The organism is Streptomyces sp. NPDC002104 (assembly GCF_053593795.1).
Window position 1 is genome coordinate 22420 of the sequence record NZ_JBSFDF010000044.1, and the last position, 14055, is coordinate 36474.

Sequence of the window (14055 nt, forward strand, 5' to 3'; positions counted from 1 at the left end):
AGTCGCGGGGGAGCGCCGGCGAGGCGCAGCATGGGAGCACCGGCCGTGGCGCCGACAGGGCGCAGCGGGGCAGCGCTGGCAGGGTGCAGCGGGGGAGCATGGACCGTGGCGGGGGCAGGGCGTTGTGGGGGAGGGCTGGCCGTGTCGCCGGCAGGGAGTCGCGGGGGAGCGCCGGCGAGGCGCAGCATGGGAGCACCGGCCGCGGCACCGGCAGGGTGTCTCGGGGCCGCACCGGCCGTGGCGCCGACAGGGCGCAGCGGGGCCGCGCTGGCAGGGTGCAGCGGGGGAGCACGGACCGTGGCGCGGGCAGGGCGTCGTGGGGGAGGGCCGGCCGCGGCACCGGCAGGGAGTCGCGGGGCAGCAGCGGCCGTGGCGCCGGCGAGGCGTCGCGGGGGAGCACCGGCTGCGTCACCGTCCGCGCACTGCGGGACAGCATTCGCCGCGCCGGCCTTCGTGCGCCGCCGGGCAAAATCAGCCCCGCCGGCGTTTGAGGCGCGGGGTCTGGGGCGGCGCCCCAGGAAGCCGGCGCACGCTGTCTGTGACGACCCCGACCCCCACGGGTGCGGGCGCCGCCCAGCCGAACCACCGCCCCCACCTGGGCCGAAGCCCCCACACCCCCGGCGGAGCCACCCCCACCCCAGGCGGGGCCACCCGCGGGGTGTCCGGTACGGCCGGCGGGGGCACCCGCGGGGTGTCCCGTACAGCGGGCGGAGCCGGCCGCGGGGAGCCCCGTACAACCGGCGGAGCCACCCGCAGGGGCTTCGCATGAGCCCCCTGGGGCCCTGGGCCCGCCGGCACCCCTACGCCGCGGACTGGATCCGCATCATCCTCTCCGTCACCCTCCTCTCCCTCGTCACCTTCGAGGGCGTCGTGCTCGCCCGCCAGCCCAGCACCCCGCACGCCGCAGTCTGGGTGTCGGGCATCCTCGTCTGCCTCAGCGCCGCGCCCTGGCCGAGGATCCCGCTCCTCGCCCGCGCCTGGTTCGCCGCCGCCGTGACCTGGGCCGTCACCCTCTCCCTCCTCTTCAGCAACCTCCCCCTCGTCGTCTGGGGCGGCGGCGAGGCCATCGCCCTGCTCGTGCTCCTCACCCAGGTCCTGCTCCACGCCTCCGCCCGCACCGCCGCCGTCCTCGGCCCCCTGCTCGCCCTCGGCTCCATGGCGGCGCCCGTCCGCGACGCCGACCCGGGCCGTTTCACGCTGCTGTTCTCCGTGCTCGCCGTCGTGGTCACCGCGTACTCCCTGCTCTTGCGCCTGCAGTCCGTCCAGCGCGTCCGCGAGCTGCGCGCCGTACGCAGTGCCGAGCGCCTGGAGCTCGCCCGCGAGCTCCACGACCTCGTGGCCCACCACGTGACGGGGATCGTCGTCGAGGCACGCGCGGCCCGGTACACCAAGGTCTCGGCCGAGCGCGCGGGCGAGATCTTCGGCCGCATCGAGGCCGCCGGAGACGAGGCGCTCGGCTCCATGCGCCGCCTGGTCAAGATCCTCCGCGAGGGCGCCGCGGAGACCGACGCCGAGACGGGCAAGGGCGCCGGAAGCGGACCCGGCAAGACCGGCTCCGCCGGTACGGCCCCTGTCGCCGGCCTCCGGGAGATCCGCGAACTGACGGAACGGTTCGCCGCCACCGGCCCGCCCGTGGTCCTCTACGTGGAGGAGGGCTTGGAGGCCAGGCTCCCCGCCGACGTCGCCGCCACGGCCCACCGCATCGTCCTCGAAGCCCTGACCAACATCGGCAAGCACGCCGCCACCGCCACCGCGGTCCGCGTCGGCCTGCGCACCGTCCCGGCCGGCCTGGAAGTGCGGATCGCCGACGACGGCGGCCGCCCCGCGAAACTCTCCGAGAACGCCCGCGGCGGCGGCTACGGCCTCGTCGGCATGGCCGAACGCGCCGAAGCCCTCGGTGGCTCCCTCAAAGCCGGTCCTGCCCCGGAAGGCGGCTGGCTGGTCACAGCGCTCCTCCCGCTCTGACCCCGATCCGCTTGTCGATTATCGATATGGTGCTCTAGTGTTCGCCCTATCGAAAAACGATAGGGGGGGACGCGGTGAACACGCGATTCACGAAGATCCTGGCCACTTTGACCTTTGGGCTGGGGCTGCTCTGGGGGCTCACCTTCATCGGCACGGCCGTCTCGCGCCTGACCGACGACGGCGCGGTCTGCGTGGAGACGGGCTTCTGGGCCAATGCCACACTGGACGGAGGCCTGCCGGTCGGAGCGGGCGTGGATGCGTCCAGCAGCGCCGCGCGGCTCTGCCAGAACGACCCGTCCGCGGCGCAGCGCGCCGCCGACCTCGCCGGCCAGCTGCCCTGGATGCTGTTCGCCGCCCTCGCCCTGGTGCTCTTCTCCCGGCTGCTCGACGCCGTCGTGTCCCAGGGGCCGTTCACCGACAAGGTGGCCCGACGCCTCACCTTCCTCGGCTGGTTCGTCACCCTCGGCACACCGCTCGCGGGCCTCGTCGTAGGCTGGTCCCAATCCTGGCTCGCCGCGAGCATGGTGCCCATGCTCGACTCCGGACCGTCGGTCTCCGATCCGCAGGTGCTCATCCTCGCCGGCCTCGCCGCCGTCATCATGGGGAAGATCATGCGCGAGGGCGTGCGCATGCGAGAGGACCTCGAAGGGACCATCTGATGCCCGACGAGGAACTCCACTCGATCCGGATCCACCTCGACCACATCCTGGCCGAGCGCGGCATGACGCTCACCGAACTGTCCGCACAGGTGGGCATCACCGTCGTCAACCTGTCGGTGCTCAAGAACGGCCGGGCCAAGGCCGTCCGCTTCTCCACCCTGTCCAGGATCTGCGAAGTCCTCCAGTGCCAGCCGGGAGACCTCATCACCCACGACCCGGCCGCCGAGCCCGGCTAGGCCGTCCTGCCGCCCGGGTCGGCCCGTCGTCTCAGTGGTCGATCGGCTGAGGAAGCGGCGGCGTGCGCCACGTATTCTCGGTGACCATGAACACCAGGGACATCGATGAGAACGTCACCGCCGAGCTGGCCCGGCTCAGGGACAGCATCGACAACATCGACGCGGCCGTGGTCCACATGCTCGCCGAGCGGTTCAAGTGCACCCAGCAGGTGGGCCACCTCAAGGCCCGCCACCAGCTGCCCCCGGCCGACCCGGGCCGCGAGGCAAGCCAGATCGCCCGGCTGCGCCAGCTCGCCGAGAACGCCAAGCTCGACCCCGCCTTCGCCGAGAAGCTCCTCAACTTCATCATCGCCGAGGTCATCCGCCACCACGAGACGATCGCCGCCGGCGAGGGCGACAGCTAGAACGCCGCCGGCGAGGGCGACAGCTAGAGCGGCGCCGGCGCGGGCGACCGTACGAGCGGCCGGCGCCGGCGCCCGCACGGGCGACCGGAACAGGTGACCGGCGCACGCGACCGGGTCGGCTGAGAAGAGGAACTGGGGCCCGGCGCCGCCATCCGGCAGCATGGGCCCCATGTCCGCACTGACGCGCAACGAAGCGCAGCTCCGAGCCCGGCTCCTCGACGTCCAGCACTACGAGGTCGCCCTCGACCTCACCACCGGCGACGAGACCTTCGAGTCCCGCACCGTCATCCGGTTCACCGCCCGCGCCTCCGGTGACACCTTCGTCGAGCTGAAACCGGACGAACTGCGCTCCGCCGCCCTCGACGGACATCCCCTGGACCCGGCCGCCCTCACCGACGGCCGCCTCCCCCTCACCGGCCTCACCGAAGGCCCCCACGAACTCCGCGTCGCCGCCCGCATGCGGTACTCCCGCACCGGCGAAGGCCTGCACCGCTTCACCGACCCCGCGGACGGGGAGACGTACGTCTACACCCAGATGTTCCTCGACGACGTCCAGCGCGTCTTCCCGGCCTTCGACCAGCCCGACCTCAAGGCCGTGTTCGAGTTCAACGTCACCGCCCCCGCGCACTGGACCGTCCTCGCCAACGGCATCACCACCCGCATCGGCGAACGCCCCGGCGACGGCGACGGCGATGGCGATGGCGATGGAGGCGGGGACGGCGGAGGCGGCGACGCCTCCGCCCCCGAGGCCGGCATCTGGGCCTCCGCCCCCACCCCCGTCATCTCCACCTACCTCGCCGCCGTCGCCGCAGGCCCCTGGCACAGCGTCCGCACCGAACACGCCGGCCTCCCCTTCGGCATCCACTGCCGCCGCTCCCTCGCCCCGTACCTCGACGCCGACGCGCAGGAGATCCTCGACCTCACCACCGCCTGCTACGACCGCTTCCACGAGAAGTTCACCGAGCCCTACCCCTTCGACTCCTACGACCAGGCCTTCGTACCCGAGTTCAACGCCGGCGCCATGGAGAACCCGGGACTGGTCACCTTCCGCGACGACTACGTCTTCCGCTCCGCCGTCACCGACGCCGAACGCCAGCGCCGCGCCGTCACCATCGCGCACGAAATGGCCCACATGTGGTTCGGCGACCTCGTCACCCTCAGCTGGTGGGACGACATCTGGCTGAACGAGTCCTTCGCCGAGTTCATGGGCTACCAGACCCTCATCGAAGCCACCCGCTTCACCGAGACCTGGACCGGCTTCGGCATGGAACGCAAACCCTGGGGCTACGATGCCGACCAGCGCCCCTCCACCCACCCCGTCGCCCCGGACGCCGCCTCCGTCCCCGACACCGCCTCCGCCCTCCTCAACTTCGACGGCATCTCCTACGCCAAGGGCGCCTCCGCCCTGCGCCAACTCGTCGCCTGGCTCGGCGAGAAGGACTTCCTGGCCGGCATCAACACCCACTTCGCCCGCCACAAGTTCGCCAACGCCTCCCTCGCCGACTTCGTCGACTCCCTCGCCGCCCACACCGACCGCGACGTCCACACCTGGGCCGAGACCTGGCTGCGCACCACCGGCGTCGACACCCTCACCCCCCGCCTCGAAGAGAGCCACGGAGGCTGGACCCTCACCGTCGACCGCACCGGCAACCGCCCCCACCACATCGCCGCCGGCCTCTACGACCGCGCCCCCGACGGCGTCATCGAACCCCGCGAGGTCCTCGCCCTCGACGTCCCCTCCGACGAGGTCCTCTCCGTGAGCGGCCCGCGCCCCGCCCTCCTCCTCCTCAACGACGGAGACCTCACCTACGCCAAGGTCCGCCTCGACGAGACCTCCCTCGAAACCGCCCTGCGCGCCATCTCCCGCATCCCCGACCCGCTCACCCGCGCCGTCGTGTGGAACTCCCTGCGCGACATGGTCCGCGACGGCGAACTGGCCGCCGCCGACTACCTGGCCACCGCCGAAGCCCACCTCCCCGACGAAACCGACCTCGCGATCGTCCAAGGCGTCCTGTCCTTCGCCCGCGCCCAGATCGCCGACCGCTACATCGCCCCCGACCGCCGCGGCGACGCCCTCACCACCCTCACCACCATCGCCCGCGACCTCCTCCGACGCACCGAGGACGGCTCCGACCCCGGCCTGCGGCTCGTCGCCGTCCGCACCCTCGCCGACAGCGCCACCCAGCCCGACACCATCGCCGGCTGGCTCGCCGACGGCACCGTCCCCGGCGGCCCCGAACTCGACCCCGAACTGCGCTGGCGCATCCTCACCCGCCTCTGCGTCCTCGGCGCGGCCGGCGAACCCGAGATCGACGAAGCCCTCGCCGCCGACACCAGCGCCACCGGCCGGGAAGGCGCCGCCCACTGCCGCGCCGCTCTCCCCACCGCCGAAGCCAAGGCCGCCGCCTGGGAACGCCTCTTCCACGACGACTCCCTGTCCAACTACCTCTTCACCGCCACCGCCCAGGGCTTCTGGCAGCCCGAACAGGCCGATCTCGTACGGGACTACGTACCCCGCGCCTACGCCGAAGCCGTCACCCTCGCAGCCCGCCGCGGCCCCGCCATCGCCGACGCCGCGGGCCGCTGGGCCCTCCCCGGCCACGACATCACCGAAGCCAACCTCCAGGCCGGCCACACCGCCCTGACGGCCCCCGACCTCACCCCCCTCCTCCACCGCAAACTCGTGGACCACCTCGACGACCTGACCCGAGCCCTCCGCACCCGCCCCTGACCCCACCAGGACCCGGCCACCGCAGCCCCGCCCCCACATGCGGCCGGGACCGGGCACTGCCAGAAGCCGGGACCGGGCAGCCCGATCCCCCACCCCACCTGCGGCCGGGACCGGGCCGCCCCTCCCGAAGCCCCACTCGCGGCCGGGGGCCGGGCCGCCCCTCCTGAAACCCCGCTTGCGGCCGGGGGCCGGGCCACCTGGTCCCGAACCCGCCTGCGGCCGGGACCGGGCTGCCCCTCCCGAGACCCCGCTTGCGGCCGGGGGCCGGGCCACCCGGTCCCGAACCCGCCTGCGGCCGGGGGCCGGGCCGCCCGCTTCCACCGCCCCCATCCGCTTCGACAGTGATCGCCGTCGGCGTTCCCACCTGACGGGGCCGTCTGCGTTCCCGGTTCCGCTCAGGTCGCGCCCGCCCCGCGCGGCCGTCCTCCGACGGCCCGCCTGCCCTGCCCGCTGCGTACTGCCCGAGGCAGCCCATCCGGCCACGCTGCGCATGCCCGGGCACGCCGCCCCGGGTCCCTCAGGGCCACCGGCCACCGGCCCCCGATACGCGCCCGCGGTCCAGCACCGCCGGCGGGCCATCGCCGAGGCCGCCCGCGCCGACCAGTCCGCCGATCAGCAGAGCAGCGTGGAAACCCCACGCGCCGCGGCCAGCGACCAAGCGTCGACGGAGCCGGCACCGCGCCGACCGGAGGCACCGGCAGCCCCGCGCCGCCGGACCGCGCACGCACCGCCGCACCGGGCGCCCACCGGCGTGGTGAGCCACAGCGGCCACACCCACCACCCCGCTCCCACACCCCCGGCGGCTTGAAATCAACCACTCATAAACCCGGGCGGTTACCCCATTCGGGTCGGATCGTTGTACCCCCCGGGTCCCCGACCCAGCGAGCGGCACCACCCGCCGCCGAACCGTTCCCGTGAGGACAACCGCATGACAGCGCCCCCCGGCACAGGCAGACGGCGCACCGCCCCGCTCGCCGGCGGACCCCACGGCCCCGACGCCCTGCAACCCCTCCTCGCCACCGTTCTCGACGCCCTGCGCAGCGGAGCCCGCGCCCGCGGCGGACCGTTCCCGGCCGGCGGCCCCGAGGCCGTCACCGCCCGCGTCACCGCCGCCCTCGGCGACCTGCTCCCCGACCACGGACACGGCGACCACGAAGCACTGCGGACCCTCGTCCACACCCTCACCGCCGGCGCCGCCGACCCCGCCGAACCCCTCTGCGCAGCCCACCTGCACTGCCCACCCCTCGCCGTCGCGGCCGCCGCCGACCTCGCCGCCAGCGCCCTCAACGCCTCCCTCGACTCCTGGGACCAGGCACCCGCCGCCTCCGCCCTCGAAACCCTCCTCACCCGCACCCTCGCCGCGGAATTCCACGACACCCCCCACCCCGACGCCGTCCTCACCACCGGCGGCACCGAGGCCAACCACCTCGCCCTCCTCCTCGCCCGCGAACGCCACGGCCCCCACCTCACCGTCCTGCACGGCGCCAACGCCCACCACTCCATCCCGCGCGCCGCCTGGCTCCTCGGCCTGCCACCCGCCCGCAGCCTCTCCACCCCCACCGGCACCCTCACCCCCGCCACCCTCGCCGAGGCCCTCGCCACCACCACCGGCCCCGTCCTCGTCACCGCCACCGCCGGCACCACCGACGCCGGCCTCATCGACCCCCTCGACGCCCTCGCCGACCTCTGCGAGCAACACGGCGCCGACCTCCACATCGACGCCGCCTACGGCGGCCTCCTCCACCTCAGCCCCCGCCACCGCCCCAAACTCGCCGGCCTCCACCGCGCCCGCTCCATCACCCTCGACCTGCACAAACTCGGCTGGCAACCCATCGCCGCAGGACTCCTCACCGTCCCCGACACCAGCCTGCTCGCCCCCCTCGCCCACCAGGCCGACTACCTCAACGCCCCCGACGACACCCACGCCGGGCTCCCCGACCTCCTCGGCCGCTCCCTGCGCACCACCCGCCGCGCAGACGCCCTCAAGATCGCCGCCACCCTGCGCTCCCTCGGCCGGGACGGCCTCACCCACCTCATCGACCGCACCTGCGCCCGAGCCGACCAACTCGCCCGGCTCCTCGAAGCACACCCCGCCTTCGAACTCCACGCGGCGCCCACCATCAGCACCGTCCTGTTCCGGCCCACCCACGCCGACGACACCGCACTGGCCACCCTGCGCCGCACCCTCCTCCAAGGCGGCACCGCCGTACTGGGCCGGGCCACCGCCGACGGCCGCCTCTGGCTCAAGGCCACCCTGCTCAACCCCCACACCACGGCGGGGGACCTGGACGCCCTCGTGAACCTCCTGGAAGGCAGCACCCACCGATGACCGCCCAGCACGATGCACCCCACGACCTCGTCGGAATCGGCATCGGCCCCTTCAACCTCTCACTCGCCGCCCTCGCCCACGGCCTGCCCCAGCAAGGCGCCCCCGAACTCGCCACCGCCTTCTACGACCAGCGCCGCGACTTCCGCTGGCACCCCGGACTCCTCATCGAGGGAGCCACCCTCCAAGTCCCCTTCCTCGCCGACCTCGTCACCCTCGCCGACCCCACCAGCCCCTGGTCCTTCCTCAGCTACCTCAAGCACAAGGAACGCCTCTTCCCCTTCTACTTCGCCGAGAGCTTCCACATCCAGCGCGCCGAATACGACGCCTACTGCCGCTGGGTCGCCGGACGCCTCCCCGGACTCCACTTCGGCCACCAGGTCGACGCCGTCCGCTGGAACCCCGAACGCGACCTCTTCGAAGTCGACTTCACCCAAGTCGACGCCGACGGAGAAGCCGAAGCCCTCGGCCGCACCTACACCCGCAACCTCGCCCTCGGCATCGGCACCGCCCCCTACGTCCCCGAACCCCTGCGCCCCCTCGCCGAAGCCCCCACCGTCCCGGTCATCCACTCCTCCGAATACCTCGACAACCGCCGGCGCATCCTCGGCGCCGAACACGTCACCGTCATCGGATCGGGCCAGTCCGGAGCCGAGGTCTTCCTCGACCTGCTGCGCTCCCGCCCCGCCGGCCGCGAACGCCTCACCTGGCTCGCCCGCACCCCCTCCTTCGCCCCCATGGAGTACTCCAAGCTCGGCCTGGAACACTTCACCCCCGACTACACCCGCTACTTCCACTCCCTCCCCGAACCGGTCCGCGACCGCCTCGTCCCCGCCCAGTGGCAACTCCACAAGGGCATCGACGCCGCCACCATCGCCGCCATCCACGAGGAGCTCTACCGCCGCACCCTCGACGGAGGCTGGCCCGACGCCGTCCTCACCCCCGGAGTCAGCGTCCGCACCGCCGGCCGCGTCGCCACCACCAAGGTCGAACTCCACCTCGAACACGTGGACCAGGGCGCCCGCTCCCGCCTCACCACCGACGCCGTCGTCCTCGCCACCGGCTACCGCGAACGCCCCCTCGCCCGCCTCCTCGCCGGACTCGACCCCTACCTGCGCAAGGACTCCTCCGGCCGCCCCCGCATCGACGACCGCTACCGGATGATCACCGACCCCGCCGTCACCGGCAGCGTCTTCGTCCAGAACGGCGAACGCCACACCCACGGCGTCGGAGCCCCCGACCTCGGCCTCGCCGCCTGGCGCAGCGCCGCCATCCTGAACACCCTCACCGGCAAAGAGCCCTACCCCCAGCCCACCCGCACGGCCTTCACCACCTTCGGCCTCGAACAGCGGGAGCACACCCGGCCACGCCCCGCCGGCGCACTGCTCCCACTGGTCGAGCACCTGTAAGGAGAAACGTTCAGAGCACCATCGGCTAGAAGACAGGTGCCCCGGCTCGGGTCAGCCGCCAGTCCACGGACGCGAACTGCGCCGGGTCCACCGTCCCCTTCGCCTTCACCCACTGGATGATCGTGTTGCGTATTTCATCCGAGTTCGCCCACAACTGCTTCGACTGCGGCACGTGCGGGAAGTTCCCACCACCCGAAGCCCGGTAGTTGTTCACCGCCAGCACGAACTGCGCCGCCGGATCCACCGGCTTCCCCTGGAACGACAGCCCCGAGATCCGCGAACCCACCGGCTCGGACACATCGATGTCGTACGTCAGCCCGTACACCGCGTCGTAGTTGTAGTCCGGAATGCCCTCCGCGTTCGTCAGCTTCGCCGGATCCACCACCTCACCCGGAGCCGTCCGCACGTAATACCGCGCCGAATACTCCAGATAGTCCTTGACCTGCGCACCCGTCAGCAGACGCGCCTCCAGCGTGTTCTCGAACGGATACAGACCCGCCGCATCCCGGATCGTCACCTGCCCGGCCGGAATCGCCGCCGTCCGCGAGAAGCACGAAGCCTGCGACAGCACCGGCAGCGCGGCCCACTCCGTACCCGCCAGCGCACCCTTCACCGTCTCCGCCTGCACGTGGCTGATCAGATCGATGATCGCCACGTCCTTGACCGGACCGTCCGCCGAGGACATCGCCTGCGTCGACGTACCGATCACCTGGTTCACGTACGCCACGACCTTGCGGTGCTCGTCCGACAGCAGACCCACGATCTTCGGGTCCTCCACCGCCGTATTCGAATTCAGCACCCGGGCCGACACCTTCGCCACCGACCAGCAGCCCTTCGCCCACGTCAGCTCGAAGTCGAACAGCGTCAGCCGCTGCCCCCACTTCAGCGGCTCGGACAGCACCACGTCCTTGCCCGTCGCCTTGTTCCGCACCCGGTACTCCGGGATCTCCGTGTGCGCGTGCCCCACCAGGATCGCGTCGATCCCTGGCACCTGCTCCGCCACCAGACCCGCCGCGTTCTCGACGTACGGCAACTGGTCCCCGTAACTCGACGTACCGCTCGAACCCGAATGCGCCGACACGATCACCACGTCCGCACCCAGCGACCGCAGCCGCGGCACGTACTTCGCGGCCTGCTCCTCAAGGCCCGGGAACGTCATCTTCCCCTGCACGTTCGCCTTGTCCCAGATCGCGATCCCCGGGTTCGTCAGACCCAGCACCGCCACCTTCACATCCCGCCCGTGCGGCGTCCGCAGCCGGTGCATGCTGTACGGCGCAAACGCCGGCCGCAGGGTCTTCGCATCCAGCGCGTTCGCCCCCAGCAGCGGGAAATCGCACTGCTCCTCGAACTTCCGCAGGACCGGAATGCCGTAGTTGAACTCGTGGTTGCCCAGCGCCGCCGCGTCATAGCCGATCGCGTTCATCGCCTGCGCCATCGGATGCACCGGACCACGCCGCGCGGTGATCGGATCCACCTTCGCGTAGTAGTACGACAGCTGCGTCCCCTGGATGGTGTCACCGGCATCGATGAGCAGCGTGTTGCACCGCCCCTTCTCCGCCCGCACCTGGTTCACCAGCGTGGAGATCTTCGCCAGACCGACGTCGTTGTGCGCCTTGTCGTCGAACTCCTTGTCCGTGAAGTAGTCCCAGTTGAAGACGTTCCCGTGCAGGTCCGTCGTCCCCATCACCGTGAACGCGTACGTCCTCGCCCCCGCGGCCGAAGCGCCGCCGGCCGCCGGTCCAGCCGCCGGTCCAGCCGCGGCGGCCGGGGTGCTCGTGGCCCCCGCCAGCGCCACAGCCGCACCCGTCGCAGCCGAAGTACCCAGAAACGCCCTACGGTCCAAAGCCATGCCATCTCCCCTTGTGAGGTGCGTGTGCACAGATAGGCAACGCGCGTAGATTCTGACCCAGCAGTAACAAGCCGCAACACCCCCACCAGGTTTCGATCCGGTGACCACCCCCGTACGAGCAGCAGTGCGACAGTGAAGCCATGACCCAGGACGCATCGCACCAGCCCTACGGAACCCCCGAAGTCCCCCGCGTCGCAGTCCGCGGCGAAGCCACCCTCGAAGTCGACCCCGAGATCGCCCGCATCGGCATCACCGTCAGCGCCCGCGGCACCGACCGGCGCACCGCCCTCGAAGACCTCACCCGCCGCAACAACGCCGTCCTCGACCTCGTCAAAAGCTACGGCGACCCCGTCGAAAAACTCGAAACCGGCGCCTTCTCCATCACCCCCGAACTCACCCGCCACGGCCGCGGCGAACGCATCCGCGCCTACCACGGACGCGTCCACCTCACCGCCGAACTCAACGACTTCACCACCCTCGGCGAACTCACCACCCGCCTCGCCGACCTCGAACTCACCCAGGTCGACGGACCCTGGTGGGCCCTGCGCCCCACCTCACCCGCCCACGGCGAAGCCCGCCGCCAAGCCGTACTCGAAGCCGTCCAGCGCGCCCGCGAATACGCCGCCGCCCTCGGAGCCGACCTCGCCGCCCTCGTCGAACTCGCCGACCTCGGAGCCGACAACGCCCCCGCCCCCTTCCAGGCCGCCGGCGGCGCCATGCGCACCATGGCCTTCAGCGCCTCCGAGGACGCCGGCGCCCCCGCCCTCGACCTCGAACCCCAGCGCCAGACCGTCTACGCGCAGGTGAACGCACGCTTCACGATGACCCCTCCCCAGCTCTGAACCCACCCCTGAACCCACCCCTGAACCCAGCTCCGAAAACCGAACAATCGGCGCCCCGGGGGTGCTCATCAGAGCACCCCCATGCACATTCAACAATTGTCAACAAGCTTTCGCTCAAAGGTTGTTGAGTGGACACCCGGAACCAATTTCCTACTCTCTGGTAGGGGCATACGCTCGCCTCATGCGCCGAGCAAAAATCGTATGTACCCTGGGCCCCGCCACCGACTCATACGACCAGATCAAAGCCCTGGTCGAAGCCGGAATGGACATCGCCCGCTTCAACCTCAGCCACGGCACCTACGCCGAACACGAGGACCGCTACCAGCGCGTCCGCAAGGCCGCCGACGAAACCGGCCGCAGCGTCGGCATCCTCGCGGACCTTCAAGGCCCGAAGATCCGCCTGGGCCGCTTCGCCGAAGGCCCCGTACTCCTTGAACGCGGCGACGAATTCACCATCACCGTCGAAGACCACGAAGGCGACCGCCACACCTGCGGCACCACCTACAAGGGCCTCGCCGGAGACGTCACCACCGGCGAACGCATCCTCGTGGACGACGGCCGCGTCACCCTCGAAGTCACCGCCGTCGACGGACCCCGCGTCCACACCCGCGTCATCGAAGGCGGCATGGTCTCCGACAACAAGGGACTCAACCTCCCCGGCGTCGCAGTCTCCGTACCCGCCCTCTCCGAAAAAGACATCGAAGACCTCCGCTGGGCCCTGCGCATCGGCGCCGACATCATCGCCCTCTCCTTCGTCCGCAGCGGAAGCGACATCGAAGACGTCCACCGCATCATGGACGAAGAAGGCCGACGCCTCCCCGTCATCGCCAAGGTCGAAAAGCCCCAGGCAGTCGAAAACATCGACGACATCGTCGCCGCCTTCGACGGCATCATGGTCGCCCGCGGCGACCTCGGCGTCGAAATGCCCCTGGAACAGGTCCCGATCGTCCAGAAGCGAGCCGTCAAACTCGCCAAGCGCAACGCCAAGCCCGTCATCGTCGCCACCCAAATGCTCGACTCGATGATCGACAACTCCCGGCCCACCCGCGCCGAAGCCTCCGACGTCGCCAACGCCATCATCGACGGCACCGACGCCGTCATGCTCTCCGGCGAAACCAGCGTCGGCAAATACGCCATCGAAACCGTCCGCACCATGGCCCGCATCGTCGAAGCCGCCGAAGAAGACATCCTCGCCAAGGGCCTCCCCCCGCTCACCGACCGCAACAAGCCCCGCACCCAAGGCGGAGCAGTCGCCCGCGCCGCCGCAGAGATGGGCGACTTCCTCGGCGCCAAATTCCTCGTCGCCTTCACCCAGAGCGGAGACACCGTCCGCCGGCTCTCCCGCTACCGCTCACCCATCCCCCTCCTCGCCTTCACCCCCGACCCCGCCACCCGCTCCCAGCTCAACCTCACCTGGGGCGTCGAAACCTTCCTCGGCCCCCACGTCGACTCCACCGACGCCATGGTCGCCCAGGTCGAAGAAGAACTCCTGCGCATCGGCCGCTGCGTACCCGGCGACGTCGTCGTCATCACCGCCGGCTCACCCCCCGGCGTCAGCGGATCCACCAACCTCGTCCGCATCCACCACATCGGCGACGCAGTCCGCTGACACCACCCGCTGACACCGCCCGCAG

At 71.6% G+C, this 14055-nt stretch carries 10 protein-coding genes; 9 read left to right on the forward strand and 1 reads right to left on the reverse strand.

Annotation, left to right across the window (positions count from 1 at the left end):
* Window positions 1–765 precede the first annotated feature (765 nt).
* The 7 genes from ACWCP2_RS29075 to ACWCP2_RS29105 all read left to right on the forward strand — a co-directional run bounded on the left by ACWCP2_RS29075 (window position 766) and on the right by ACWCP2_RS29105 (window position 9730).
* On the forward strand, window positions 766–1965 hold the full coding sequence (locus tag ACWCP2_RS29075; protein ID WP_450911533.1) for a sensor histidine kinase: 1200 nt from the start codon (window positions 766–768) through the stop codon (window positions 1963–1965).
* Window positions 1966–2039: 74 nt separating this feature from the next.
* On the forward strand, window positions 2040–2624 hold the full coding sequence (locus ACWCP2_RS29080; protein WP_450911534.1) for a DUF2975 domain-containing protein: 585 nt from the start codon (window positions 2040–2042) through the stop codon (window positions 2622–2624).
* On the forward strand, window positions 2624–2860 hold the full coding sequence (locus ACWCP2_RS29085; protein WP_450911535.1) for a helix-turn-helix domain-containing protein: 237 nt from the start codon (window positions 2624–2626) through the stop codon (window positions 2858–2860). Before ACWCP2_RS29080 ends, ACWCP2_RS29085 begins: the two co-directional genes overlap by 1 nt.
* A gap of 86 nt (window positions 2861–2946) precedes the next feature.
* Window positions 2947–3264, forward strand: a complete 318-nt coding sequence (locus ACWCP2_RS29090; protein WP_450911536.1) for a chorismate mutase — start codon at window positions 2947–2949, stop codon at window positions 3262–3264.
* Between the two features lie 169 nt (window positions 3265–3433).
* Window positions 3434–5995 (forward strand): aminopeptidase N, encoded by a 2562-nt coding sequence (gene pepN, locus ACWCP2_RS29095; protein WP_450911537.1) that lies wholly within the window; start codon window positions 3434–3436, stop codon window positions 5993–5995.
* Between the two features lie 928 nt (window positions 5996–6923).
* Window positions 6924–8324 carry a pyridoxal phosphate-dependent decarboxylase family protein gene (locus ACWCP2_RS29100; protein ID WP_450911538.1) on the forward strand — a complete coding sequence of 467 codons (1401 nt, stop codon included), beginning with the start codon at window positions 6924–6926 and terminating at the stop codon, window positions 8322–8324.
* Entirely contained in the window at window positions 8321–9730 is a 1410-nt protein-coding gene (locus ACWCP2_RS29105) for a lysine N(6)-hydroxylase/L-ornithine N(5)-oxygenase family protein (RefSeq protein WP_450911539.1), read from the forward strand. Before ACWCP2_RS29100 ends, ACWCP2_RS29105 begins: the two co-directional genes overlap by 4 nt.
* A gap of 25 nt (window positions 9731–9755) precedes the next feature.
* Here the strand turns inward: ACWCP2_RS29105 and ACWCP2_RS29110 are convergent, their stop codons facing one another.
* Window positions 9756–11579 carry a bifunctional metallophosphatase/5'-nucleotidase gene (locus tag ACWCP2_RS29110; protein ID WP_450911540.1) on the reverse strand — a complete coding sequence of 608 codons (1824 nt, stop codon included), beginning with the start codon at window positions 11577–11579 and terminating at the stop codon, window positions 9756–9758.
* A gap of 140 nt (window positions 11580–11719) precedes the next feature.
* Here ACWCP2_RS29110 and ACWCP2_RS29115 point away from each other — a divergent pair, with 140 nt between their 5' ends.
* Both ACWCP2_RS29115 and pyk read left to right on the forward strand, forming a co-directional pair.
* Window positions 11720–12421, forward strand: coding sequence for an SIMPL domain-containing protein (locus tag ACWCP2_RS29115; RefSeq protein ID WP_450911541.1), 702 nt, complete (start codon window positions 11720–11722; stop codon window positions 12419–12421).
* Between the two features lie 181 nt (window positions 12422–12602).
* Window positions 12603–14030, forward strand: coding sequence for a pyruvate kinase (gene pyk, locus ACWCP2_RS29120; RefSeq protein ID WP_450911542.1), 1428 nt, complete (start codon window positions 12603–12605; stop codon window positions 14028–14030).
* Window positions 14031–14055: the final 25 nt, after the last annotated feature.